The sequence below is a fragment of the Streptomyces mayteni genome, from assembly GCF_054783955.1.
In genome coordinates this window covers 79466-102626 of the sequence record NZ_BAAGPR010000011.1, presented here as the reverse complement: position 1 = coordinate 102626, position 23161 = coordinate 79466, and the positions used below count along the sequence as shown (strand labels likewise).

Annotated in this window: 22 protein-coding genes and 1 pseudogene; 9 read left to right on the top strand and 14 right to left on the bottom strand. The window is 71.7% G+C overall.

Annotated elements, in window-relative coordinates; genetic code table 11:
- Nucleotides 1-96: 96 nt before the first annotated feature.
- From ACYVPE_RS08015 to ACYVPE_RS08005, 3 genes are all read right to left on the bottom strand, one after another.
- Complete coding sequence (locus ACYVPE_RS08015) at nucleotides 97-3405, bottom strand: S8 family serine peptidase (RefSeq protein ID WP_461032728.1); 3309 nt, start codon at nucleotides 3403-3405, stop codon at nucleotides 97-99.
- A gap of 161 nt (nucleotides 3406-3566) precedes the next feature.
- Nucleotides 3567-4523, bottom strand: coding sequence for a hypothetical protein (locus tag ACYVPE_RS08010; protein ID WP_461032727.1), 957 nt, complete (start codon nucleotides 4521-4523; stop codon nucleotides 3567-3569).
- An 87-nt stretch (nucleotides 4524-4610) separates the two neighbouring features.
- Nucleotides 4611-6116 carry a DHA2 family efflux MFS transporter permease subunit gene (locus tag ACYVPE_RS08005; protein WP_461032726.1) on the bottom strand — a complete coding sequence of 502 codons (1506 nt, stop codon included), beginning with the start codon at nucleotides 6114-6116 and terminating at the stop codon, nucleotides 4611-4613.
- Between the two features lie 92 nt (nucleotides 6117-6208).
- On the opposite strand from ACYVPE_RS08005, the gene ACYVPE_RS08000 reads away from it, so the two are divergent.
- Nucleotides 6209-6841 carry a TetR/AcrR family transcriptional regulator gene (locus ACYVPE_RS08000; RefSeq protein ID WP_461032725.1) on the top strand — a complete coding sequence of 211 codons (633 nt, stop codon included), beginning with the start codon at nucleotides 6209-6211 and terminating at the stop codon, nucleotides 6839-6841.
- Nucleotides 6842-6861: 20 nt separating this feature from the next.
- Here ACYVPE_RS08000 and ACYVPE_RS07995 read toward each other — a convergent pair whose 3' ends face one another.
- Nucleotides 6862-7158 carry a hypothetical protein gene (locus ACYVPE_RS07995; RefSeq protein WP_461032724.1) on the bottom strand — a complete coding sequence of 99 codons (297 nt, stop codon included), beginning with the start codon at nucleotides 7156-7158 and terminating at the stop codon, nucleotides 6862-6864.
- 109 nt (nucleotides 7159-7267) lie between these two features.
- Between ACYVPE_RS07995 and ACYVPE_RS07990 the strand changes: the two genes are divergently transcribed.
- The gene (locus tag ACYVPE_RS07990) at nucleotides 7268-8728 is read left to right on the top strand and encodes an AAA family ATPase (RefSeq protein ID WP_461032723.1); all 1461 of its coding nucleotides are present in this window, start codon (nucleotides 7268-7270) and stop codon (nucleotides 8726-8728) included.
- A 45-nt stretch (nucleotides 8729-8773) separates the two neighbouring features.
- Here the strand turns inward: ACYVPE_RS07990 and ACYVPE_RS07985 are convergent, their stop codons facing one another.
- The 3 genes from ACYVPE_RS07985 to ACYVPE_RS07975 form a co-directional block, all read right to left on the bottom strand.
- Nucleotides 8774-9916, bottom strand: a complete 1143-nt coding sequence (locus ACYVPE_RS07985) for a hypothetical protein (RefSeq protein ID WP_461032722.1) — start codon at nucleotides 9914-9916, stop codon at nucleotides 8774-8776.
- A 48-nt stretch (nucleotides 9917-9964) separates the two neighbouring features.
- A complete protein-coding gene (locus ACYVPE_RS07980) occupies nucleotides 9965-10936 on the bottom strand; it encodes an aldo/keto reductase (protein ID WP_461032721.1) in 972 nt (323 codons plus the stop codon).
- Between the two features lie 184 nt (nucleotides 10937-11120).
- A complete protein-coding gene (locus ACYVPE_RS07975; RefSeq protein ID WP_461032720.1) occupies nucleotides 11121-11282 on the bottom strand; it encodes a hypothetical protein in 162 nt (53 codons plus the stop codon).
- 69 nt (nucleotides 11283-11351) lie between these two features.
- Here ACYVPE_RS07975 and ACYVPE_RS07970 point away from each other — a divergent pair.
- A pseudogene (locus tag ACYVPE_RS07970) lies at nucleotides 11352-11486 on the top strand (Fic family protein); the annotation flags it as partial.
- A gap of 342 nt (nucleotides 11487-11828) precedes the next feature.
- Here the strand turns inward: ACYVPE_RS07970 and ACYVPE_RS07965 are convergent.
- The 3 genes from ACYVPE_RS07965 to ACYVPE_RS07955 all read right to left on the bottom strand — a co-directional run bounded on the left by ACYVPE_RS07965 (nucleotide 11829) and on the right by ACYVPE_RS07955 (nucleotide 13649).
- Entirely contained in the window at nucleotides 11829-12383 is a 555-nt protein-coding gene (locus tag ACYVPE_RS07965; RefSeq protein ID WP_461032719.1) for a hypothetical protein, read from the bottom strand.
- A gap of 181 nt (nucleotides 12384-12564) precedes the next feature.
- On the bottom strand, nucleotides 12565-12786 hold the full coding sequence (locus ACYVPE_RS07960) for a DUF397 domain-containing protein (RefSeq protein ID WP_461032718.1): 222 nt from the start codon (nucleotides 12784-12786) through the stop codon (nucleotides 12565-12567).
- Complete coding sequence (locus tag ACYVPE_RS07955; RefSeq protein WP_461032717.1) at nucleotides 12786-13649, bottom strand: helix-turn-helix domain-containing protein; 864 nt, start codon at nucleotides 13647-13649, stop codon at nucleotides 12786-12788. The genes ACYVPE_RS07960 and ACYVPE_RS07955 overlap by 1 nt, the downstream gene beginning before the upstream one ends.
- 181 nt (nucleotides 13650-13830) lie before the next feature.
- Between ACYVPE_RS07955 and ACYVPE_RS07950 the strand changes: the two genes are divergently transcribed.
- From ACYVPE_RS07950 to ACYVPE_RS07930, 5 genes are read left to right on the top strand one after another with little or no spacing between them, the layout of a single operon-like run.
- On the top strand, nucleotides 13831-14268 hold the full coding sequence (locus tag ACYVPE_RS07950) for an ATP-binding protein (RefSeq protein WP_461032716.1): 438 nt from the start codon (nucleotides 13831-13833) through the stop codon (nucleotides 14266-14268).
- Nucleotides 14265-14504, top strand: a complete 240-nt coding sequence (locus tag ACYVPE_RS07945) for a DUF7848 domain-containing protein (RefSeq protein WP_461032715.1) — start codon at nucleotides 14265-14267, stop codon at nucleotides 14502-14504. The genes ACYVPE_RS07950 and ACYVPE_RS07945 overlap by 4 nt, the downstream gene beginning before the upstream one ends.
- 32 nt (nucleotides 14505-14536) lie before the next feature.
- Nucleotides 14537-15505: a radical SAM protein gene (locus ACYVPE_RS07940; RefSeq protein ID WP_461032714.1), complete on the top strand. Its 969-nt coding sequence runs from the start codon at nucleotides 14537-14539 to the stop codon at nucleotides 15503-15505.
- A 19-nt stretch (nucleotides 15506-15524) separates the two neighbouring features.
- Nucleotides 15525-16358 (top strand): aminoglycoside phosphotransferase, encoded by an 834-nt coding sequence (locus tag ACYVPE_RS07935; protein ID WP_461032713.1) that lies wholly within the window; start codon nucleotides 15525-15527, stop codon nucleotides 16356-16358.
- A gap of 8 nt (nucleotides 16359-16366) precedes the next feature.
- Nucleotides 16367-17101, top strand: a complete 735-nt coding sequence (locus ACYVPE_RS07930; protein ID WP_461032712.1) for an AAA family ATPase — start codon at nucleotides 16367-16369, stop codon at nucleotides 17099-17101.
- 29 nt (nucleotides 17102-17130) lie between these two features.
- On the opposite strand, the gene ACYVPE_RS07925 is transcribed toward ACYVPE_RS07930, so the two are convergent.
- The 4 genes from ACYVPE_RS07925 to ACYVPE_RS07910 form a co-directional block, all read right to left on the bottom strand.
- Nucleotides 17131-17955, bottom strand: coding sequence for an Fpg/Nei family DNA glycosylase (locus ACYVPE_RS07925; protein ID WP_461032711.1), 825 nt, complete (start codon nucleotides 17953-17955; stop codon nucleotides 17131-17133).
- Nucleotides 17955-18431 (bottom strand): ribose-5-phosphate isomerase, encoded by a 477-nt coding sequence (locus tag ACYVPE_RS07920; RefSeq protein ID WP_461032710.1) that lies wholly within the window; start codon nucleotides 18429-18431, stop codon nucleotides 17955-17957. Before ACYVPE_RS07920 ends, ACYVPE_RS07925 begins: the two co-directional genes overlap by 1 nt.
- Before the next feature lie 22 nt (nucleotides 18432-18453).
- The gene (locus tag ACYVPE_RS07915; RefSeq protein WP_461032709.1) at nucleotides 18454-19032 is read right to left on the bottom strand and encodes a biotin transporter BioY; all 579 of its coding nucleotides are present in this window, start codon (nucleotides 19030-19032) and stop codon (nucleotides 18454-18456) included.
- A gap of 292 nt (nucleotides 19033-19324) precedes the next feature.
- Nucleotides 19325-19954: a mycothiol-dependent nitroreductase Rv2466c family protein gene (locus ACYVPE_RS07910; protein ID WP_461032708.1), complete on the bottom strand. Its 630-nt coding sequence runs from the start codon at nucleotides 19952-19954 to the stop codon at nucleotides 19325-19327.
- A gap of 200 nt (nucleotides 19955-20154) precedes the next feature.
- Between ACYVPE_RS07910 and pepN the strand changes: the two genes are divergently transcribed.
- Nucleotides 20155-22743 (top strand): aminopeptidase N, encoded by a 2589-nt coding sequence (gene pepN, locus ACYVPE_RS07905; RefSeq protein ID WP_461032707.1) that lies wholly within the window; start codon nucleotides 20155-20157, stop codon nucleotides 22741-22743.
- Nucleotides 22744-23161: the final 418 nt, after the last annotated feature.

Sequence of the window (23161 nt, the reverse complement as noted above, 5' to 3'; positions counted from 1 at the left end):
GGTCGCCATCCTTCCACGATCGTGCGACCGGGGCGGGTGCGCGGACGAGAGGTCCGCGCACCCGCCCCGGCCAGGTGTGCCGTGGCCGAACGGGGCCTACGGGGTCAGCACGCGGTCGATGGCCACGTGGCCGGTCCCGGTGACGGTGCCGGCCGCGTTGCGCAGCTGCACCTCGCCGAAGACCTGGCGGCCCTCGCCGGCGTTCGCCGCCGCCGCGGCGACGGTGACCTCGGCCGCGACGTCGGCCGAGGCGCCGGAGCCGAGTTCGATCACCCGGTCGCCGTCGACGGTCACCGTGCCGAGCCCGGAGCTGAGGTAGGCGTCCCGGTAGGCGAAGGTGGTCGATCCGGTCGGGATGGCGTAGCCGTGCACCTGGACGGTGTAGGTGCCGGGGGCCGGGTCTGTGATCCTGACCGCCTCCTCGGCCGAGGCGCTGGTGGACTCGCCCACCAGCGTGCCGTCGTGGTACACGAACAGGTCGAGGTCGGCCCCGGGGTCGGCGGCCGAGCCGATGACGGCCTCGAACGAGGAGATGCCTTCGCCGATCTCGACGGTGGTGTTCAGACGCTCGTCGGGGGCGATGGTCGGCGTGTCGATGGCCGCCGAGCCCAGTTCACCGGCCGCCAGCGAGCCCTCGATCGGGGCGAAGTCGTTGGTGACCTCCCAGGTGACGGACACCGGGGTGCCGACCGTGGCCTCCTCGACCGTCACCGGCTCCGGCTCGAAGGTGGTGCCGAGCGCGGCTGCGGTGAGCGTGTACGGGTTGCTGAGCAGCGGCGAGGTGCGCCGCGACTCGACCTCCAACTCCCAGACGCCCGGGCTCGGGTCCTCGTAGAGGCGCAGGTCGGGCCGGCAGGTGTTGGCCGGGTTGTCGTAGTTGGCATAGCAGTTGACGGTGCTGGTGGGGTCCGCGGGCAAGCCCTCGGGGGTGATGGCGATCCACCGGGTCTGGCTGCCGGTGGCCAGGCCCGACATGGCGACCTCGAGCGTGCGCGCGCCCTCGGGCACGGTGACGAAGTAGGAGGTCGACGCGTTGCGGGTGGCGGTGCCCGACTCGGTCAACGCGTAGTCGGGCGCGGCCAGTTCCTGGGGCACGATGACGGTCGCCAGGATGTGCTGGTCGATGCCCTGCGTCGAGCGGTCGTCGACGGTGAGGATCGCGCTGTGCGCACCGGCCGAGCGCGGCGTGGCCCGCAGCGTGACGGTCACCGGCTGGTCGAGCGGCAGCGAGACGCTGGAGGGGCCGCGCAGCCGGAAGGTGTTCTCGTGGTTGTTGGCCAGCGCGAGGTTGTGCCGCACCGCCCGGTTGGGCCCGGTGGTGCGGGTGATGGTGACCTCGTAGTCCTCGGACTCGCCGACGGCCGGGGCGCTCTCCCGGTCGTAGACGCCGGTGCCCTCGCCCGGGGTGGCCAGGTGCTCGTCGAGCGTGTGGTCGACGGGGGCGCGCACGGTGTACTCGTGGGCGGTGGCGCCCCGGGTGATCAGCCGCCAGGCCGCCTCGGTGTCGATCAGGCCGGCGCCCTGCTCGTGGGCCTGCACGCCCCGGATCGGGTCGGCCGAGCTGGTCAGCGCGGTGCGCAGGTCGGCGGCTGACAGGTCGATGTTCCGCTGGGCGGCGGCGGAGAGCAGCAGCGCGGCGGCGCCGGTGGCCTGCGGAGAGGACATCGAGGTGCCCTGGAGCATGCCGTAGCCGGGCGGCAGGGCGTAGCCGGCCTCCGCGGTCGGGGCGCCGGCCTGCCAGGTCGGGATGGTGTTGACCGAGGCGCCGGGGGCGACCAGGGTGGGCTTGAAGCCGCCGTCGTCGCGCGGTCCCGCCGAGGAGAACGGCAGCATCGCGTACGAGGTGCGCACGCCGGAGCCGTAGTTGGCGGCCCAGGTCTCCCGGGAGACGGAGGCGCCGACGCTCACCACCAGGTCGGCGACGGACGGGTCGCCTACGGTGTTGGTGCCGGGGCCGCTGTTGCCGGCCGAGATGAACAGCTGGACGTCGTGGGTGCTGATCAGCTCGTTGTAGAGCCGCGCCCGCGCGTTGTTGCCGTCGTTGAGCGCCGGCAGGCCGCCGATGGAGACGTTGACGACGTCGACGTCGCGGTTGACGACGAGGTCGATCATGCCCTCGAACAGCGCGGTGTAGGTGCAGCCGCCGCTGAAGGTGCAGGCGCGCGAGGAGACGATCCGGGCGCCGGGCGCCGCGCCGTTCATCTCGCCGCCGAACAGGCTGTTGGCGGCGGTGATGCCGGCCACGTGGGTGCCGTGCCGACTGGAGACGATGCCGATGTTGACGAAGTCGGCGGTCTGGCCGACCCAGTCGCCGCCGTAGGGGTCCATCGGCACGTCCTCGCGGATCTCCACGACGAACGGCATGGCCTCGGCGACCGCCGTGTCGGGGTCGTCGGTGCCGAAGTAGCCGACCTGCCCGCTGTCGCCGTACGGGCGCATCGGCTCCTCGTCGCCGAAGTCGCCGTCGGCGTCGAGGTCCACCCGGACGGTGCCGGCCTCCGGGTCGTAGAGCACGGCCCAGCTGTCGGTGGTGTCGCCGTCGCGGTTGACGTCGCCGCCGATCTCGCCGATGGCGACGGACTCGCGGAAGGTGTTGATCAGGTAGTCGCCCTCGGGGGCGGTGTACTGCCGCCCCGAGTAGGTGAAGGAGGAGCCGGAGACCTCGGTGACCATGGCGCGCCAGGAGGCGTCGTTGTCCACGATCGGGTCGGTGGCGGTCACCCAGTCGCTGATCTTGGGCTCACCCGTGGTGGTCTCCTGGAGCGCCGGGTGGCCGAGGTCGACGCCGCTGTCCAGGATGCCGATGGTGACGCCTCGGCCGTCCCAGCGGGGGTGGTCCTCGACGAAGTCGACCGCGCCGGTCTCGTGGGACGGCTGGTACGGGTTGGTGGCCGGGGTGTCGGCGTCGGGCGCCGGGTAGGGGCGCGGGGCGCCCGAGCCGCCGCCGGAGCCGGAGCCGGAGCCGGAGCCGGAGCCGGCTTCGGGCAGCGGGTCGGGGAGCGGGATCTCGTCGTTGAGGTCGACGGCGAGGACGGAGTCCAGGCCGACGGCCTCCTCGATGGCCTGGTCGGCGCGGCCGGTGCGCACGGTGACGCGCACATAGCCGATCTCGTCCTCGGTGAAGCCGACGGAGGCGCCGGGCACGTCGCCGAGGGTCTGGGCGACCTCCTCGGTGGCGCCTGGCTCGGCGGCGATCATCATGGTGACGAACGGTTCGTCACCGGCCTTGGCCTCGGCGAGCAGGGTGGCGTCCTGGGTGGAGAACTTCTCCCCCAGGGGCTTGTCGGTGACGGGCGGGGAGGTGTCGTCGTCGGCCAGGGCCGGGGTGACGCCGGCGAGGCCGAGGGCGGCCACCAGGCCGGCGGCCAGCGTCACGCGGGAGAGCGATCTGTGACGTGATCTCATTGACATGGACATCCTTGGTCGGAAACCACCTGATCAGGATGACGGGTCATCCTACGGAAGTACCGGACCCCTGGCGTCACTTGTGGCCGATGTTGTCCCATTCCTGTTGGTAACTTTTATGTTACTCGCATTTACTGCGGTGATCGGGGTTGCCGCGCGACTCAGCGGGGCAGCACCACCAGATAGCTCGCCGGCGGCCCGGAGGCCGCCGCCCGCAGCGCCTCCCGCACCAGCGCCGCCTCGCCGAGCGGGCACTCCCGCAGCCGCCGCGGCGTGACCCGCACCAGGCGCACGCCGAGCCCCACCAGCGTCTGCCGCCGCTCCCCGCCGCCCCCCATGCGGTCGTCGATCTCCACCGCCACCCCGTGCTCGGGCCAGTACGCGTCCACCGCGCTCACGAACGGGCCGTCCGGCAGCCAGAGCCCCACGTTCCAGCAGGGGTCGGGCAGCCGGCCCAACCGCACCGCGTCGAGCAGCCGTTCCTCCGAGACGGACCGTCCCTCGGCCAGCAGCGTCCGCACCGCACCCGCCACCTGCGGCCGGCCGAGCAGCCGCCCCCTGGCCAACTCCCGCAGCACGGCCGGTGCCTCGCAGTGCCCGCCGCGCACCGCCTCCGTCAACAGCCGCCGCACGACGGCCGCGTCCGCGATCCGCCCCACCGCGTCGGCCAGCGCCCGCTCCGCCGGCGCCACCGGGAAGCCGGCCAATTCGACGGCCCTCGGCAGCACCTCGGTGCGCACCAGGCGCGCCGGGCCGGCCGACCGCAGCCGCCGCGTCCTGGGCACCAGCACGTCCATCCGGTCCAACTCGCCGAGCGACGGCGCGCCGTTGAACCCGTGCAGGGCGAGTCCCGCGAGCCCGGTCACCACGGCCTCGCCCGCCCGGCCGCCGGTGTAGCTCAGCACGGCCCGCAGCGTCTCCTCGCCGCTCGGCGGCCCCGCGTGCAGCAGGAAGACCCCGGGCAGCGGCATCTGCCAGGGACCCCCTGGCCGGCACCGCTCGTGCGCGGCGGCGACCGGCACCCCGTGCCGGCGCAACTCCCGCGCCGTCATCACCGGCCGAGGCCCCTCGGCAAGCTGCCGCAACGGCCGGGGCGCAACTGGCGTGTTCTCGCTCATGCGCCAACGATTCCCCGTGAACCGGTCAACTCCGCGTCTTGTTACGAGGCTGTGGGCAAACAGCCGCCAACCGGTCGAAAATGGACGTCAGTTCGACCCCTCATCGGCCCCCCGGCCCGGCAGCAGCACGGCCGCCGCGATCCCGCCGGCGACCACCACGACCCCGCCGACCAGCAACGCGCCGAGCATGCCGGAGCCGAAGGCGTCGCGCGCGGCCTCGGCCAGCCTGGCGCCCTCCAGCCCGCCCGACTCCTCGGCCGTCGCGAGGGCGGCCGCCAGCGAGTCCCGTGGCGCCTCGGCGTCGGTGGCGTCCTCGATCCCGGCCCGATAGGCCGTGTTGAAGACGCTGCCGAGCACCGCGATGCCCAGCACGCCGCCCAGTTCGCGGGTGAGGTCGTTCAGCGCCGAGGCGACGCCCTGCTCGCCGGGCGGCAGCGCCGCGACGATGGCCTCCGTGGCCGGAGTGGCGGCGAACGCGATGCCGGCGCCGAGCAGCGCGGTGCTCCCCAGCACCGGCCAGTAGGCGGAGCCCCCGGCGAAGACGGCCATCAGGCCGAGCCCCACCCCGATCGTCGCCATCCCGCCGCAGACCACGGCGCGGATGCCGAGCCGTTCGGCGACGGGCGGGGCCACCGGCGAGACCACGATGGCGGCCAGCGCCATCGGCACCAGCGCCAGGCCGGCCCGGAGCGGGGAGTACTCCAGGATCTGCTGGAGGTGCTGCAACAGCAGGAAGAAGAAGCCGAACATGGCCAGGGTCTCGGTGGTGATCACCAGGGAGCCGGCCGACACGCCGCGCAGCCGGAACACCCGGGGGTCGAGCAGCGGCCGCTCACGCCCCAACTCCCAGCGGACGAAGGCGACCAGGCTCGCCACGCCGGCGACGAGACCGCCCACCACGGTGACGTCGCCCCAGCCGCGCTCCGGGCCCTCGACCACGCCGTACACCAGGGCACCGACGCCGGCGACCGACAGCAGCGAGCCCACGACGTCGAGCGGCGCCGGGTCCGGGTTCCGGGTCGCGGGGGTGACGACCGCCGAGGCCAGCAGGGCGGCGACCGCCAGGCCGGCGTTGACCGCGAACACCGAACGCCAGGAGTAGCCCTCGAGCAGCCCGCCGGCCACCAGCACCCCGAGCAGGGCCGAGCCGAAGCTGATCCCCGACCACACGCCGACCGCCCGGCCGCGCTCCTCGGGCGGGAACGCGTGGGTGATCACGGCCAGCGTCATCGGCATCACCAGCGCCGCGCCGACGCCGGCCACCACGCGCAGCGCGATGATCGCCGACACGTCGTCCACCGCGACGACCGCGGCCGAGGCGACGCCGAACAGCGCCAGGCCGACCAGCAGCACCTCCCGCCGGCCGTAGCGGTCGCCCAGGGCGCCGCCGGTCAGCAGCAGGCCGGCGAACGCCACGCCGTAGGCGTTCATGATCCACTGCAACTCGGCCTCGGTCGCGCCCAGTTCGCGCGCCATGTCGGGCACGGCCACCAGCAGGGAGGCCAACATGCCGACGACCACCGCGAGCGCCAGGCACATCACCCCCAGCACGACGGCCCTTCGCCGGGCGCTCGGTATCACCGCGGACTGCATGGCGAGACTCCTCAAACGATCGATTCAAGCGGTCGTTTGAATGGAAGCATGGACGCCTTGCCTCGATCAAGCGCTTGTTTTACGGTGGCGGCGTGCCAGACGCCCCCTCCTCCGCCACCAGGACCCGGCTCCTCGACGCCGCCGAGGAGCTGTTCGGCGCCCAGGGCTACGCGGCCACCAGCCTCCGCGCCGTCACCGACGCCGCCGGGGCCAACGTGGCAGCCGTCAACTACCACTTCGGCTCGAAGGAGGGGCTGCTGCGCGCCGTCGTCGGCCGCGCCATGGGGGCGGTCAACGCCGAACGCGAGCGCCGGCTCGACGCGTTGGCGGCCGCCGGCGGCCAGCCGGGCGCCGCCGAACTGGTGCGGATCTTCGTCGAGACCGGCGCCCGCCTGGTGCACGGCCACGGCGGCCGCGGCCCGCTGGTGGCACGGCTCATCGGCCGCGTCGTCTGCGAGCCCGACCCGGGGATCCGCCGGCTCTTCGCGGCCGAGGTCGACCCCGTCGAGGGCCGCTACCTCCAGGCCCTGACCGTGGCCCTCCCCGAACTCCCGCCGGAGGACGTCGCGTTCCGCTACCGCGCCATGGTCGGGCTCCTCGCCCTCCACCAGTCGGGCACCCTCCCCGGCCTCTCACCGGAAGGGCCGGCCGCCTCCGCCGAGGGGGACGACGAACGCCTGGTCGCCACGCTCACGGCCGCCTTCGGCGCCGGCCCGCCGAGCTGAGCGTTGGGCCCCCGGCGGGCCTACGACTCCTCGGGCTCGCCGCCGCGCCGGCGGTGCTTGGCGACCAGGGCGCCGCCCGCGACCACGAGGCCGATGACGACCAGCCGCGACGTGCCGTATATCCCGGTCGGGCCGCTGTCCGAGTCGATGTCGGCGAGCAGGAGGACGCCCGCCGCCGCCAGGCCGCCGACGATCAGCAGCGCGCCGCCCACCAGCCCGAGCCCACCCCACCACGGGGTGTCGACGGCATCCGCGTCGTCCTCCACCCGCGCCTCGCGGCTCGACTCCGGCTCTTCGCTCCCACGTTCGTTTTCCACGGCCCCAGGCTATCGGCGCCCCGCGCGGTCACGCCGTGCCCGCCAGGCCCGGCCGATAAGCTAGGAGTACACTCCTAAGGACTGTACTCCTAGCGAAGGGCCCGCCAGGATGCGCAAGCCGTCACATGTCTTCGACCGCGAGGCCGAGTGGGCCGGCCTCGCCGCCTTCGCCCGGCGGGCGACCCCGCACGCCATGCTCGGCGTGGTCAGCGGCCGGCGGCGCATGGGGAAGACCTTCCTCCTCCGAGCACTCGTCGAGGAGTTCGGCGGCTTCTACTTCGGCGCCACCGAGGCGACCTCCGCCGAGTCCCTGCGTCAGTTCGGCGCCGCGCTCGCCGCGTACGGCGGCTCACCGGCCCCGTTCACCTTCGCCACCTGGGACGACGCGATCTCCTACCTCTACGCGCTCGCCGCCCCCGACCGGCGCGGGGACGGGCCGCTGCTCGTGGTGATCGACGAGTTCCCCTACCTGGTGAAGGCGGCGCCCGAGCTGCCCTCGCTCATCCAGCGCGAGACGGACCGCGGTCAAGCCGGCGAGAGCCTGATGCGGCTGCTGCTCTGCGGCTCCGCCATGTCCGTCATGGGCGGGCTGCTCGCCAGCTCGGCGCCGCTGCGCGGCCGGGCGCAGCTGGAGCTCGTCGTGCGCCCCTTCGGGTACCGCACCGCCGCCGAGTTCTGGGGCGTCGCCGACGACCCGGCGCTCGCGGTCCGGCTGCATTCCGTGCTCGGCGGCACCCCGGCCTACCGGCGACAGTTCCTCGCCGACGACGTGCCGAGCGGCCTCGGCGACTTCGACGACTGGCTCTGCCGCACCGTGCTGTCCCCCTTCAGTCCGCTCTTCCGCGAGGCCCGCTACCTGCTCGCCGAGGAGACCGACATAAGGGATGTCTCGCTCTATCACTCGGTGCTCGCCGCCGTCGCCCAGGGCAACGCGACGCGCGGCGGCATCGCCGGTTACATCGGCCGCAAGGCGGTGGACATCTCCCACCCGCTCAACGTGCTCGAGGACACCCATCTCATGGCGCGGGAGGCCGACATCTTCCGCGCGGGCAAGTCCTGCTACCGCATCACCGAGCCGCTGATCACCTTCTACGAGGCCGTGATGCGGCCCGCCTGGACCAGGCTGGAGAGCGGCCAGGCCGTCCAGGTCTGGAAGCAGGCGGCCGAGCGGTTCGCGGCCCAGGTAGCGGGCCCCCACTTCGAGGCGATCTGCCGCGAGCACGTGCTCGACACGGCGCCGTCCGGCGAGGTCGGCCGCGGCATCGTGTCCGACCCGGCGGCGCGGCAGCGCATCGAGATCGACGTCGCGGTCGTCGAGCCAGGCACGGGAGCCGGCCGCGCCTCGGTCACCCTGCTCGGCGAGGCCAAGTGGGGCACCGTGCTCGGCCTGCCGCACCTCGACCGCCTCCGCCGCGCCCGCGAACTCCTCGCCGCCCGGGGGCTCGACACCGGCGCCTGCGCCCTCGCCTGCTTCGGCGCCGCCGGCTTCACCGACGCGCTGCGCGCCGAGGCGGCGCGTGCCGGCGGCGAGGAGATCAGGCTGATTGGCCTGGCCGAGCTCTACGGTTGACCCCTACGGTCGGCCGACGGCGGTGGGCCGGCCGCGCCCGCGTTCTCAGTCGGCTTTCTTCCCGTCCAGAACCCACACGTAGTACCACTTGTTCTCGCGCAGGTCCCGCATGCTGTGTTCGGAGAAGGAGTTGATGATTCCCCACAGGCCGCCGCCTGCTCCGACGGCCGCGACCGCGGCCGCCAGTGCCGGGCCGTAAACGGCCACCAGGATGGTCCCCACCGAGCCCAGCACGGCACCGCTGGCGGCCACGGCGCGCTTCCGGCGCGTGTTCGCCATCTCGGCTCCCACGGCGCGGATCCCGTCGTTGATGTGCAGAGCGAGCTTCACGATTTCCCGTTCGGACTGTACGGCGTTGAGCGCGCCGTCGAGTTCGATGAAACGCAGGCGAAGGAAGTCGCGAAACGCGGTGTAGGAGCCGAATTCCTGAACCGTGATATTGCTGAAATCGCGCAGGCTCACGCCTTGGATGAAGGGTAGTTCCGCGCGCAGCAGTGGACGGATGAGCTGGCTCTTGATCGGCTCCGCGCCGGACGCGTCCACCGCGCGGCCATCCCTGATGAGGTAGTCGATGGCTTCGTGGCGTCGAGGATTGGCGCCCGGATCGTACTGGCGAACCCCGGCGACGGTGCGGTAGCCACCCGTGGAGTAGCTGGGGAGATACCACGCGAGCCCGGCGGTGAGCAGCGGCTCGGAATCGCGAATCCAGCCCCCCAGTGCGTCGAGGTCGGGGCACCTCATCCCATAGGTCGTCGTCTGGTTGTTGTAATCCACGGCGCGGTACCTGTTGGCCAGTGCTGCCCCGGCGGCCCTTCCCGGGATGTGGAGATCGATGTCCCGAAACTCATCGGCGATGCCGCGTGGACGAGGGGGCCCACTGGCAATGGTCTGCTGGCGGGTGCCGAGTTCATGGAAAGCCCCGGACCACTTGTGCGACAGCAGCAGCGTGTCGGTCACCAGTACGACGCGCTTGGTCAGATCGGTGAAGGCCTGAATATCGTTGCCCGTGGAAAGGGCGATGTGGAAGCGTGACCGTGACAGTGCCTTCTCGTCTTTGAGGGTGTCACGCCAAGTGGACCACCAGTATGTTCCGTAGCGCAGCGCGAGCTTCGCTGTATCTGCCCGATCGTGAGCGCTGAGCGATCCGAAATAGCGTCGCATATGTTTGGCGATGGTCCGGTTCTGCACGGGAGTCCTCCGGCGAAACATGGCCGTATCGTAGGCCCCGTTGGCCCGTCAGGCCGCGCGCGCGTCAAGCAGGCCCGCGTCCTTCAGATCGGCCCACATCCGCTCCGGGACCTCCGCCTCGAACGCCGCGACGTTCCCCCGCACCTCCTCGGGCGACCGCATGCCGACCACGACGCCCGCCACCGCCGGGTGCCGCAGCGGGAACGCGAGCGCCGCCTCGGGGAGTGACACGCCGTGCGCCGCGCAGACGTCGGCGATCGCGTGCGCCCGGCGCAGTACCGGCTCGGGCGCCGGCGCGTAGTCGAAGTGCGCGTCCGCCGTCGGCCGCGCGGTGGCCGTGAGGCCGGAGTTGAAGACCGAGGCGGCGAGCACGGAGACCCCGCGTTCGACGCACGCCGGCAGCAGCTCGTCCAGCCCGACCTGCGTCATCAGCGTGTACTGGCCGGAGAGCATCAACACGTCGACGTCCGCCTCCCGCACCAGCCTGCTCAGCAGGCCGGTGTGCCACATGCCGGCCCCGATCGCGCCCACCACGCCCTCGGCGCGCAGCTCGGCGAGAGCGGGGTAGCCGTCGCGCAGCGCGTCCTCGAAGTGCTCCTCCGCGTCGTGCAGGAACAGCGTGTCGACGCGGTCGACGCCCATCCTGGTGAGGGACTCCTCGACACTGCGCCGGATGCCGTCGCGGGAGAAGTCCCACACCCGGCGGTGCGTCGGCGCCACCTGGAACTCCTCGACCTGCCCGGCCGGGTCCTGCGGGACCAGCAACCTGCCGACCTTCGTCGAGAGCGTGAACGAGGCGCGCGGCCGCTGCCGCAGGAAGGCGCCGATCCGGCGTTCCGAGTGCCCGATGCCGTAGTGCGGGGAGGTGTCGAAGTAGCGGATGCCGGAATCCCAGGCCGCCGCCAGTGTCGCCGCCGCGGTCCCGTCCTCCACCGCCGCGAACAGGCCGCCGAGCGGCCCGCCACCGCAGCCCAACTCCGTGACCTCCACCGCGCTGCGCCCGAGCCGGTTCGACTTCATCGAGCCCCGTCCTTCCCACACGTCGTCGGATTCCCGTGCGCGCCAGTGTCGCGGCGGCCGCGTTTGACGTGATGACCGCGCCCCTCCAGGGATTCTCAGGTGCCCCACCCAACGCCGGCCCTGCGCCCCCCGACGACGATCGCGTCCTCGCGCGGATCGGCCACCTGCGAGACGCCCTGCGCGATCAGATCAGCGCCAGCCCGCTGAAGCGGACTGCCCGGCTCTGTACATTCCTCACCGCGGACGCGGTCGCGGCGTCCAACTCCATCGAGGGCTTCACGGTCGCCACGGTCGATGTCGAGGACCTGATGGGGGCGAGCGAGACGTCGGGGTCTCGGAGGGCCACCGGCACAGCCCCCGGAAGCCGGCCGGGCAGTGGCGCAAGGGGCCCGTCTGCGTCACGGACGCCCGCGACCCCAGCATCGCCGCCTACACCGCTCCGGCGGCCGACCGCGTCCCCGGCCCCCTCATCGCCGAACTCGTCGATCGGCTCAATGCCAAGGTCGACACACACCTGCTCGTCCGAGCGGCGATGGCGTACCTGCACCTGGCCTCGATCCACCCCTGGGCCGACGGGAACGGCCGGATGTCCCGCTCGCTGCAGACGCTGGTCATCGCTCGGGGGAGCGTCCTCGCCCCCGAGGCGTGGCTTGGGCGCCCCGGCAACACCGTGCGAGGCCGCCTCGACCGCTCAGGACGCGTGTGGGCGGCCCTCGCCGACTGCGCCACGGGACAGGGCACGAACCGGTCGGCCGCACCCGAGCCCGCTACTACGTCGCCGGCCCCCGCTTCCCCGCGTCGACGCTGGACATCGCCCTACCCCGATGGTGCTGACCGACCCGTACGCGGTCTGACCGGCGGCCCGGGCCGGCCCGCTGAGAAGGGCCGAGGCTCAGAGGATGATTCGCGAGTGGCCGCAGAGGAAGATCTTGTCCTCGGTTCGCCAGAGCCGGTAGCCGTACCAGGTGACCGGCGGCTTTCCGTAGAAGGAGCTGACCATCGCGCAGTAGTCGTCCGGCCTTGTCTCAACGCGAAAATAGTTGAAGCGCTTCCGCCGCCAGAGATAGCTCCGGTCCGTGCGCTGGAACCATTTCCGGTCGCGCTCCAGGTTGACCCGCATGATCTCGGCGGCCTCGTCCAGCCGCCCGCTCCACAGTCTTGGGCTGCCCCAGACCCGCCGCAGGCTCGGGTACTCGGCGCGTACCCGCGCCTCGTCGATGAGTGGGGCCGCCGGGACGGCCCCCTCGGTGAGATGGTGAACAGCTTCCGGCACGGTATCGGGCCGCATCATGGGGAACGGTATCCCGGTGAAATGGGGCTGCGCCATGCGCAGGCCGCGCTCCGCCGCCGCCACCAGTTCCTCCTTCATGTAGCCACGGCAGTACATCTCTCTGAGGATGTCCTCATCGGTCATCCCCGTCGCGAGGGCGGCCTGCTCCAGGGTCACCGGCTCTTCCGCGCAGCCGCCGACTCCGCGCTCCTGGCAGGACCCGTCCGACAGGTCCCGCAGGTGCCATCCGTTCGCTTCGAGGTTGCCGCATCTCGGACAGTGGGTGAGTCTGACGTCTTCCACTCGTCGCCTTTCACGATCGGTCGGCGAACGCGAGCTCCCTGGCGGGACCCGGCGGTCAGGGCAGCAGGTCCCGCTGCCCGTCCTGGATGCCGCCGACGAAGGCGCGGTAGTCGTCCTCGGAGAGCAGGAGTATCTGGGCGCCGGGCTTGCCGACGTCCTTGGAGTCGCGGAGGGCGACCACGCCGTCGACGAAGGCCACCTCAAGGCAGTTGTCGCCGCCGTTGCTCCGGTGGCTCTTCGTCCAGGTGGCGTTGGAGAGGTCGACCTGCTTGATCATCAGCTGTGTTCCCTGATCACGTCACGGATGAATCGGAGCGACGCGGTTGCGTCGAGCGCCTCGGTGCGGAGATGGTTGAAGCCCGTCTCATAGCGACCGAGGTCCCTATCCTCCTCCAGGTACAAGGCGGTTGTCATCGGCTCGACGATGACGACTGGCGGCCCGGCCCGGAAGTGCATCAGGGAGTAGCCGCCGTCCAGCGCCGAGTGGGCTCCCCGCTCGAAGGTCAGCACCTGGATCGTGACGTGTCGATGTTCCTCGGTGACCTCCAACAGGTGCTGGAGCTGTGCCTTCATTACTGCCGGCCCGCCGATCCGCCGGCGCAGTGCCGCCTCGTCCAAGACGCACCACAGGTGCAGCGGGTTCTCCCGGGTGAGCGCCTGCTGTCGCTTCATCCGCAGCCGGACGAAGGTGTCCGCCTCCCGGTCGGTCTGCCACTTCCGGCTTCCTCGCACCAACGCTCGCGCGTATGCCTCGGTCTGGAGGAGCCCGGGCACCATGGCCGCGAACGTCTCGTACTTTGACGCCAGTTCCTCAAGCTGGAGGTAGTTCGCGAACGGGTCCCGGATGGCGTTGCGGTACTCCTCGAAGAGGTTGCTCGGCTTGCTCGATGAGGCGTGCTTGGCGAGGTACAGCAGGTACTCCCGCCGGTCGGTGTCCTTGACGCCGTAGATCTCGAAGTAGCCGAAGATCGAGGTCGGCGGCACCCGCTGCCTGCCGTGCTCGATCCGGCTGAGCGCCGATTCTCCCGCCAGGGCCAGTTTCTCGGCGGCCTCCTTGAGCGTCATACCGGTGTTGCCCCGTAGCGCCTTGAGCGCCAGGCCGAGGCGTCGCCGGTGGATGTTGGGTTGTGCGTCCGTCATGAAGTCTCCTCCTTCGCCCGCACCTTACTGGCGGCCTCAGGTCACGCATATGCCAACTAATCCTTCGCGCAGACATTTTGATTCCCAATCATTGCGCGCAAGTTTGCGCACGTGTCATCGTCCCCAAGGTAATACCGTGCGCGTCCGCACGGCTACGCAAGATCACGGCGCGGGAGGTGCCATGACAGTCCCGGCTCGCATCGCCAAGGAACAGCACGCGTATGGCTGGGCGTTACTGGCTCGCCCGCAGGAGATCGAGGCGTGGCGGCAGCGGGTCACCAACGTGCTGCGCGGCTGGGACGCGCCGCCCGGCGCGGTGGAGTTGGCTCGGCTCGGGGTCTCGGAACTGCTCTCCAACGTCGTCAAGCACGTGGAGTGTCCGCGCTGTTACCTCAAGGTGATCCGCATCGGTGGCGAGGCGGTGGTCCAGGTCTTCGACTACTCGTCCGAGCTGCCCCGGATCATCGCCCCCGACTGGGACGCCGAGTCCGGGCGTGGCCTCTGGATGCTCCGCACGATGGCCCGCCGCTTCGGCTACGAGGCCACCTGCGCCCGCCGGGGCAAGACCGTCTGGTTCGCCTGCGGCCTCAACGACGACGACGCTGGCGTGGCCTGGTGAGCGGCCGCGCCTTCCGCTTCCGTGAGTGGAGCGTCCTCCCGGATGAGGAACCGGACGCCGAGCCGCCGCGCTTCGCGATGGAGTGCGCCGTCCGCGACCAGTACGGCCCGGAGGAGGACACCGCTGACGCCGCCCTGGACTGGACCTTCCGCCACCTCCGCCACAGCCCCGACCACCTCACCTACCGCCAACGCGTCACCCTCCCCTACCGGGCCGTGCCCGGTAGGTGGCTCTGACTGATGAGGAAAACAAGAACAAGGAGGAGACGATGACCCACGTGGCTTCGCGCGAACTCGACTTCGTCTGGTTAGAGATCACCGGCCGCTGCCAGCTCGAATGTGTGACCTGCTATGCCGAGTCCGGCCCAACGGGTTCCCACGGGAGCATGACGGCCGACGACTGGCGCCGGGTGATCGAAGAGGCGGCCGACCTCGGCGTCTCCATGGTCCAGTTGATCGGCGGCGAGCCGACCACGCACCCCGAGTTCGAGCGTCTGTTGGTCCACGCGGTGGAATCGGGGCTCCAGGTCGAGGTCTTCACCAACCTCGTGCACGTCAAGCCGCGCTGGTGGGACGTCTACGGTCACCCATCCGTCTCGCTGGCCACCAGCTACTACTCCGACCAGGCATCGCAGCACGAGGCGATCACCACTCGGAGAGGCAGCTATGCCAGGACCAAGGCCAACATCGCTGAGGCGGCGCGGCGCGGCATCCCGCTCCGGGTCGGGATCATCGACGTCAACGACGACCAACGTGTCGCGCAGGCCCGCCGAGAGCTTGAAGGGCTCGGCGTCACGGAGATCGGAACGGATCGGCTACGCCAGGTTGGGCGAGGGATCCGTGACGCCTCGCCGTCGGTAGCCCAGCTCTGCGGCAACTGCGCCCAGGGAGTCGCGGCCGTATCGCCGGAAGGGTGGGTTTGGCCATGCGTGTTCTCTCGGTGGCTGCCGGTCGGCAACGTGCGCTCCGAATCGCTCGGTGAGGTCTGGTCGGGGGCCGCCATGACCGCGACGGCGACCGATCTCGCGGCACGCTTCGCGGAGCTGCGGCCCTGTGTGCCCGAGATGTGCAACCCTCAGTGCGGGCCGAGTTGTAGCCCGGCTTGTGCCCCTCGGCAGAATTGTCGACCGACGAATACTTGCGCACCGAACTACACGTGTGGTCCCTGCGTACCCAAGGACCAGGCGTGTGGTCCGGACCGGAACTGCCGGCCGAACACATGCAGACCCACCAGGTGATCCGAGGCAACGAACGAACATGAGTGAAACGGCGCAGCGCCGCTATCTGTGGCGCGTCCTCCGCGAGGCGGCAGAACGACTCGATGTGCCTCTCGACGAGGCGGCTGAGCGGGGTGCCGTGTTCGGCTGGCGAGATCGCACGATCGGCGTTCCGGTAGTCAGGGGAGGCCGCAAGCTCTGGCTACGCGCTACGGGGGAGCACGAGGACTGGACGGAGAGCGACGACTGGACCGGCAACCGGGATGCGGCGGATCTCCATGGGATCCCCAAGCCGGCGTTCGTGGACAGAGCAACGTGGCGAGAAGAAGCCGTGGTCAACTGCGGTGAGCTCATGACGTTCGTGCCCGACCGGCCGTGTTCGCCCACGCCCGAGCTGCGAGAGGAGTTCGTGGCCCCTGACGCCTGGTGGCAGGAGCTCCGAAAGGCCACGGACACTCTTGGCGAGTACTCGACCACGCGAGGCTCGGAGACCCGTGGCTGGTATGACCCGTCTCTGCGCGTCTTCTTCGGTGAGCGCCCCCTACGGCTTGAGCCAGCCTGGCGCACCGAACACATGGATATCCAGTGGTCCAACCTCACCGCCCCGCAGCTATGGGTTCTGGACTGGGAGAGCTGGGGGCGCGCGCCGGCCGGGTACGGCGCCGCCAGCCTCTACTGCCACAGCCTGCTTGTACCGCGAACGGCGCGCCGGGTGCATGAGGTGTTCGCGGATGTACTGGACCCGCCCGAGGGGCGGTATGCGCAGCTCTGCGTGATCGCTCACCTCCTCAGGCGCGCCCTGGGCGGCGAGTACGGTGACCTGGTGCTGCCGCTACGCGAACTCGCTGATCGTCTTCTGGCTCAGGACGGCTGACAACGAGCATGTTCATCACCCGAATTCACCTCGACTCCGAGCCGCGAACCGGCGACGGCTGGCCCTTCACACTTCCCCCAGTGCGGCAACTGGGCTTGGCGGGCATTGAGTTCGACCGGCCCGTCACCTTTCTGGTCGGCGAGAACGGGTCCGGCAAGTCGACTGTCGTCGAGGCCGTCGCTGAGGTGGCGAAGATCAACTCGGAGGGCGGCAAGGCCGGGACGAAGTACGCCAGCGCCGCAGTTGTCACTCCGCTTGGTCGGGCGCTGCGCGCCGACTTCACCAGTGCCGGAATTCGATTGGTCTCCGGGCCGCGTCGCAAGCGGCAGGGGTTCTTTCTGCGGGCTGAGACTCTGTTCAACCTCGCGCAGAACGTGTCCGGGAGCCTCGGCTTCTGGGAGCAGGACCTCAACGAACAGAGCCACGGCGAGGGCTTCCTCACCGTCCTGGACACGATGTTCGACCAGCCGGGGCTGTACCTGATGGACGAGCCCGAGGCCGCGCTGTCGTTCAGCTCGTGCCTCCACCTCGTCGCACTGATGGACCAACTCGGCCGATCTGGCGGCCAGATCATCTGCGCCACGCACTCGCCGCTGCTCACGGCTATGCCAGGGGCGCGGATTCTCGAGTTCGGCGATCACGGGATTCGTGTGACGGAGTGGGCGGACCTGCAACTCGTTGACCACTGGCGCCGGTACCTGGCCGACCCCCGGCAGTACCTGCGGCGCGTCTTGGCGGAGTAGCGGCACTGCGCCTGTTCGGGCGCCTCGGGCTACGGCGCCGTCGGGCGGTGTTGGCAGGCCGGGCACCAGAAGAGGTTGCGCGCCGCGAGCGTCGCGGTGCGCACCTCGGCGGCGCACACCAGGCAGGGTTGGCCGGCGCGGCGGTAGACGTAGACCTCGCCGCCGTGGTCGTCGACCCGCGGCGGGCGGCCCATCGCCTCGGGCGTGTGCTCGGGCCTGACGGTGTCGATGCGGCCACGGCGGACGCCCTCCCGCATCAGCGCCACCAGGTCGGACCAGATCGCTGACCACTCGGCCGGGGAGAGGGAACGGCCGGTGCGGTAGGGGTCGATGCCGTGGCGGAACAGCACCTCGGCCCGGTACACGTTGCCCACGCCCGCCACGATCCGCTGGTCCATCAGCAGCGCCGCGATGGTGACGCGGCTCGCGGCGATCCGGCGAAAGGCCAGGGCCGGGTCGGCGTCGGCGCGCAGCGGGTCGGGGCCGAGGCGGGCCGTGATCGCGTCCTTCTCGGGCGAGGTGAGCAGCGCGCAGGCCGTGGGGCCGCGGAGTAACGCGTAGCCGGCCTGGCCGGCGAGCCGGAGCCTGATCTGGCCGACCGGGGCCGGCGCGGGGCCCGCGCCGAAGGCGACCTTGCCGTACAGGCCCAGGTGGATGTGGACCCAGCCGACGGGACCGAAGTTCAGGAACAGGTGCTTGCCGTGGGCCTCGGCGGCGGTGAGCGGCTGACCGTCGATCAGCGCCGCGCCGTCCGCGAACTTGCCCTGCGGGCTGTCCGCCCGCACCGGCCGGCCGCCGCCCAGCAGTTCGCGGTAGTCGGCGGCCAACCGGTGGATGGTGTGCCCTTCGGGCATCAGCCGTGGTGGGGGAGCGGCGGCAGCGTGCCGTCCGTCTCGTAGCCGGAGAGCATGTCGATCCGCCGGGTGTGGCGGGCGGCGCCCGAGTAGGGGGTGGTCAGGAAGACGGCGACGAACGAGGTGGCCTCGTCGGCCGAGTGCATCCGGGCGCCGACGCTGATCACGTTGGCGTTGTTGTGCTCCCGGCCGAGCCGCGCCGTCTCCTCGCTCCAGGCGAGGGCGCAGCGCACGCCCTTCACCTTGTTGGCGGCGATGGCCTCGCCGTTGCCCGAGCCGCCGATGACGACGCCGAGCGACTCCGGGTCGGCCGCCGTCCGCTCCGCGGCGCGGAGGCAGAACGGCGGGTAGTCGTCCTCGGCGTCGTAGACGAACGGGCCGCAGTCGACGGGTTCGTGCCCGTGCTCCTTCAGCCAGTCGGTCAGATGGTTCTTGAGCTCGAGGCCGGCGTGGTCGGAGCCGAGATAGACGCGCATGGTCGAGAGTCTTTCACGGGCCTCAGTCGCGGCGGCCGGCGATCCGCCAGGCGGCCGGCAGCGCGCCCATCGCGAGCGCCGCCTTCAGCGCGTCGCCGAGCAGGAAGGGCGTCAGGCCGGCGGCGATCGCCTCGCTCGTCGACATCCCGGTGTGCAGGGCCAGATAGGGGACGCCGACCGCGTAGATGATGACGGTGCCGACGGCCATGGTGCCGACGGTGCGCAGCACGGTGCGGTCCCCGCCGCGGCGGGCCAGCGCGCCGACGACGACGGCCGCCAGCGTCATGCCGATGACATAGCCGAACGACGGCATCCCGAAGCCGGACTGGCCCTCGGCGAACCACGGCATGCCCGCCATGCCGGCCGTCATGTAGAGGAGCATCGAGGTCAGGCCCCGCACGCTGCCGAGCGAGGCGCCGACCAGCAGGGCGGCGAACGTCTGGCCGGTGACCGGCACCGGCGAGCCGGGCACCGGAACGGACAACTGGGCCGCGACGCCGGTGAGCACCGCGCCGCCGACGATCAGGGCGACGTCCCGGGCCCTGGCTCGGGACGCCGTCGACGCGGTGGGCAGCAGATCGGCCAGCACGGCTGTGCTCATCAGAGGACTCCAGGGGTGAGGCGGGGGAGGGAGACACCCTGACGCTAACCGAAGACATGGACGATCTTCGCGTGGGTTTGCCGACATATCCACCACAGCGCCGTTGGTGGAAGACGACAGTGTGCGCGACCGCGCGGTGGGATCCCGATCGTCGTTTCGAAGATCGACTGGCAGGATGGGACGGCGCGCCGCCCGGCCGTTACCCGGGCGTGCCGCGGCCCGGCCCGCCGCCCGATCGTCTTCTCACCGCACAGGCGGCGGGCCGGTCTCCTTGGCCGTGCGGCGTGGGCCGTCAGTCGAACTGCGGCTCCGCGTCCCTGGTGCGCTTGATCTCGTAGAAGCCGGGCGTCGAGGCCACCAGCAGCGTGCCGTCCCACAGCCGCGCCGCCGCCTCGCCCTTCGGCGCCGGCGTGACCACCGGGCCGAAGAACGCGATCTGCTCCCCGTCGGAGCCCGGCACCGCGATCACCGGCGTGCCGACGTCCTGCCCGACCAGGTCGATGCCCTCCTTGTGCGAGGCGCGCAGCCGCTCGTCGTACGCCTCGGAGTCCGCCGCGTCGGCCAGCGAGGCCGGCAGCCCGGCCGCCACCAGCGCCTCCTCTATCGTGGCCCGGTTCCGCTCCTGGCCCCGGTTGTGGAAGCGGGTGCCGATCTCCGTGTAGAGCCGGCCCAACACCTCGGGACCGTGCTCCTGCTCGGCGGCGACGCACACCCGCACCGGGCCCCAGCCGGCGCTCAGCAGCTCGCGGTACCGGTCGGGCAGCTCGTCGATCTTCGGCTCGTTCAGCACCGACAGGCTCATCACGTGCCAACGCACCTCGACGGGGCGGACCTTCTCCACCTCGAGCATCCAGCGCGACGTCATCCACGCCCAGGGGCAGAGCGGGTCGAACCAGAAGTCGGCCGGGGTCTTCTCGGACATCGGATCTCCTCACGCGGCACGGCGCGGATCGGGCGGGCGGGGCGAAGCAGCCGGTCGGTGCGCCGGCCACACCAGCCGCAACACCGACCCGGCGCCCCGCATTCCTCCCGTGCGGGGGCCCCGCGTCCCATGACATGCTGGCCGCGCTCAGGGCGAGAAGCGAGAAGGCAGCGGAAGCGGAAGCAGAGGGAGCAGCACACGTGCCAGGAGAGAACCTGACCCGGGACGAGGCCCGCGAGCGCGCCCGACTGCTGACCGTCCACGGCTACGAGGTGTCGCTCGACCTGCGGTCGGCCGTCGAGCCGGCGCCGGCCACCGGCCCCCGCACCTTCAGGTCCACCACCACCGTCCGCTTCTCCTGCGCGGCGGAGGACGCCGACTCCTTCGTCGACCTGCTCGCGCCGCACGTCCACTCGGTGACGCTCAACGGCGCCGAACTCCCGGTGGACCGCGTCTTCGACGGCAGCCGGGTGCTGCTCGCGGGGCTGCGCGCCGAGAACGTCCTCACCGTGGACGCCGCCTGCGCCTACAGCCGCACCGGCGAGGGGCTGCACCACTTCACGGACCCCGAGGACGGGGAGATCTACCTCTACACCCAGTACGAGCCGGCCGACGCCCGCCGCGTCTTCGCCAACTTCGAACAGCCCGACCTCAAGGCCCCGTTCGACCTCCGGATCACCGCCCCCGCGCACTGGACGGTGCTGGGCAACGGCGCCGAGACCGGGCGCGAGCCGCTGCCCGAGTCGTCCGCCGCGACCTGGCGCTTCGCGACGACGAAGCCGATCTCCACCTACATCACCGCCGTCGTCGCCGGCCCCTACCACCACGTCACCGACCACTACCGGCGCGAACTGCCGGGCGGCGAGACCCTGGAGATCCCGCTGGGCGCGCTCTGCCGCAAGGGCCTGGCCCGGCACTTCGACCCGGACGAGATCTTCGCCACCACCAAGCAGGGCTTCGACTTCTTCCACGACAACTTCGGCTTCCCCTACCCCTTCGGCAAGTACGACCAGGCGTTCGTCCCCGAGTACAACATCGGCGCGATGGAGAACCCCGGCCTCGTCACCTTCCGCGAGGAGTACGTCTTCCGCGGCCGCACCACGCGCGCCGCGTACCAGGGGCGGGCCAACACCCTGCTGCACGAGATGTCCCACATGTGGTTCGGCGACCTCGTCACCATGGAGTGGTGGGACGACCTGTGGCTCAAGGAGTCGTTCGCCGACTTCATGGCCGCGTTCTCACTGGTCGAGGCCACCCGCTTCGAGGAGGGCTGGATCGCCTTCGCCAACCGCCGCAAGGCGTGGGCCTACCGGGCCGACCAGCTGCCCTCCACCCACCCGGTGACCGCCGACATCCGCGACCTCCAGGACGCCAAGCTCAACTTCGACGGCATCACCTACGCCAAGGGCGCCAGCGTCCTCAAGCAGCTGGTGGCGTACGTCGGCCGGGACGCCTTCCTGGAGGGCGCGCGCCGCTACTTCCAGCGCCACGCCTACGGGAACACCACGCTCGCCGACCTGCTCGCCGTGCTCGGCGAGACCTCGGGCCGCGACATGACCGGCTGGGCCGCCGCCTGGCTCCAGACCGCCGGCGTCAACTCGCTGACGCCGGAGGCCGACCACGGCGCGGACGGCGTGATCACCTCCTTCACCATCCGCCAGGAGGCCGCCGAGAGCCACCCCACGCTCCGCCCGCACCGGGTGGCCGTCGGCCTTTACCGCCACGAGGAGCCGGGCGGCCCGCTGCTGCGCTACGCCCGCGCCGAGATCGACGTCGACGGGCCGGCCACCGAGGTGCCCGAACTGGTGGGCGCGGCCAGGCCCGAGCTGATCCTGGTCAACGACGAGGACCTGACGTACTGCAAGGCCCGCTTCGACGCGCGCTCGCTCGACACGCTCCGCGCCCACCTCGGCGACGTCGCCGACCCGCTGGCGCGGGCGCTGTGCTGGTCCGCGCTGTGGAACCTGACCAGGGACGCGCTGCTGCCGGCCCGCGACTTCCTCGCCCTGGTGCGGGACTTCGGCGGCGCCGAGACCGAGGTCGGCGTGCTCCAGATGGTGCACGCCTGGGCGCACTCGGCCCTGGTGCACTACACCCCGCGCGCCGTGCGCGACGAGGCCGGGCGCCGGCTGGCCGAAGCGGCCCTCCACCAGCTGCGGCTCGCCGCCCCTGGCGGCGACCACCAGCTGGCCTGGGCCCGCTTCTTCGCCGGCTGCGCCACGTCGGACGACGACTTCCGGCTGCTGACCGGCCTGCTGGCCGGCACCGCCGAGATCGAGGGCCTCGACGTCGACCAGGAACTGCGCTGGACCTTCCTCGAACCGCTGGTCGCCCACGGCCACGCGGGCGAGGCCGAACTCGCCGACGAACTCGCCCGCGACGACACCGCGTCCGGCAAGCGCCACCACGTGCGCTGCCTCGCCGCCCGCCCCTCGGCCGACGTCAAGGCCCGCGCCTGGGCCGACGTCGTCGAGTCGGACGCGCTGTCCAACGCGCTGGTCGAGGCCACGATCGACGGCTTCGCCCAGTCCGGCCAGCGGGAGCTGCTCGCGCCGTACGCGGAGCGGTACTTCGAGGTGATCGAGGGCATCTGGGCCAAGCGGACCATCGAGATCGCGATGGCCGTCGTGCGGGGCCTCTTCCCCACCTACCAGGACGCGCAGGCCACGCTGGACGCCACCGACGCCTGGCTCACCACACACGCCGCGGCACCGCCGGCACTCCGCCGCCTCGTCCTCGAAGCCCACGACGACCTCGCCCGCGCCCTACGCGGCCAAGCGGCCGCCTAGCCCCCCACCGGCGCCTGCCGGCGGGCCGCGCGGGCCGGCTGGCCGGGCGGCGCAGCCGCCGAGGCCCCGGGCCACCTGCGCCTGGCGGCAGGCCGCCCGCCCCATCCCGACGGGCAACACGGCCCCACGGGCCCGGACTTCGACCCGCCGCGCGGGTCGCCCCGACCCACGGCGGCCGTGCGGCGAAGCCGCCGGGCCCCGGGGCCCGGTCCCGCCAACCCGCCCCAGCGGCGGGTGGGGGATCGGCCCCGCACGGTGATGGCCCTGGCCAAGGGGGCTGTGCGGCGAAGCCGCCCTGGCCCGGGTCCGCGTCCGCCCGGGCCTCGACGCGCCGCGCGGGATGCTCCCGCCAACCCGCCCCAGCGGCGGGTGGGGGATCGCGCTGCGTGCGGTGATGGCTCTGGCCCATGGTGGCCGG

Coding starts and splice junctions, on each gene's coding strand:
- ACYVPE_RS08015 (WP_461032728.1), bottom strand. CDS start 3,405: ATGAGATCACGTCACAGATCGCTCTCCCGCGTGACGCTGGCCGCCGGC.
- ACYVPE_RS08010 (WP_461032727.1), bottom strand. CDS start 4,523: ATGAGCGAGAACACGCCAGTTGCGCCCCGGCCGTTGCGGCAGCTTGCC.
- ACYVPE_RS08005 (WP_461032726.1), bottom strand. CDS start 6,116: ATGCAGTCCGCGGTGATACCGAGCGCCCGGCGAAGGGCCGTCGTGCTG.
- ACYVPE_RS07990 (WP_461032723.1), top strand. CDS start 7,268: ATGCGCAAGCCGTCACATGTCTTCGACCGCGAGGCCGAGTGGGCCGGC.
- ACYVPE_RS07980 (WP_461032721.1), bottom strand. CDS start 10,936: ATGAAGTCGAACCGGCTCGGGCGCAGCGCGGTGGAGGTCACGGAGTTG.
- ACYVPE_RS07960 (WP_461032718.1), bottom strand. CDS start 12,786: ATGATCAAGCAGGTCGACCTCTCCAACGCCACCTGGACGAAGAGCCAC.
- ACYVPE_RS07955 (WP_461032717.1), bottom strand. CDS start 13,649: ATGACGGACGCACAACCCAACATCCACCGGCGACGCCTCGGCCTGGCG.
- ACYVPE_RS07950 (WP_461032716.1), top strand. CDS start 13,831: ATGACAGTCCCGGCTCGCATCGCCAAGGAACAGCACGCGTATGGCTGG.
- ACYVPE_RS07940 (WP_461032714.1), top strand. CDS start 14,537: ATGACCCACGTGGCTTCGCGCGAACTCGACTTCGTCTGGTTAGAGATC.
- ACYVPE_RS07935 (WP_461032713.1), top strand. CDS start 15,525: ATGAGTGAAACGGCGCAGCGCCGCTATCTGTGGCGCGTCCTCCGCGAG.
- ACYVPE_RS07930 (WP_461032712.1), top strand. CDS start 16,367: ATGTTCATCACCCGAATTCACCTCGACTCCGAGCCGCGAACCGGCGAC.
- ACYVPE_RS07925 (WP_461032711.1), bottom strand. CDS start 17,955: ATGCCCGAAGGGCACACCATCCACCGGTTGGCCGCCGACTACCGCGAA.
- ACYVPE_RS07920 (WP_461032710.1), bottom strand. CDS start 18,431: ATGCGCGTCTATCTCGGCTCCGACCACGCCGGCCTCGAGCTCAAGAAC.
- ACYVPE_RS07915 (WP_461032709.1), bottom strand. CDS start 19,032: ATGAGCACAGCCGTGCTGGCCGATCTGCTGCCCACCGCGTCGACGGCG.
- ACYVPE_RS07910 (WP_461032708.1), bottom strand. CDS start 19,954: ATGTCCGAGAAGACCCCGGCCGACTTCTGGTTCGACCCGCTCTGCCCC.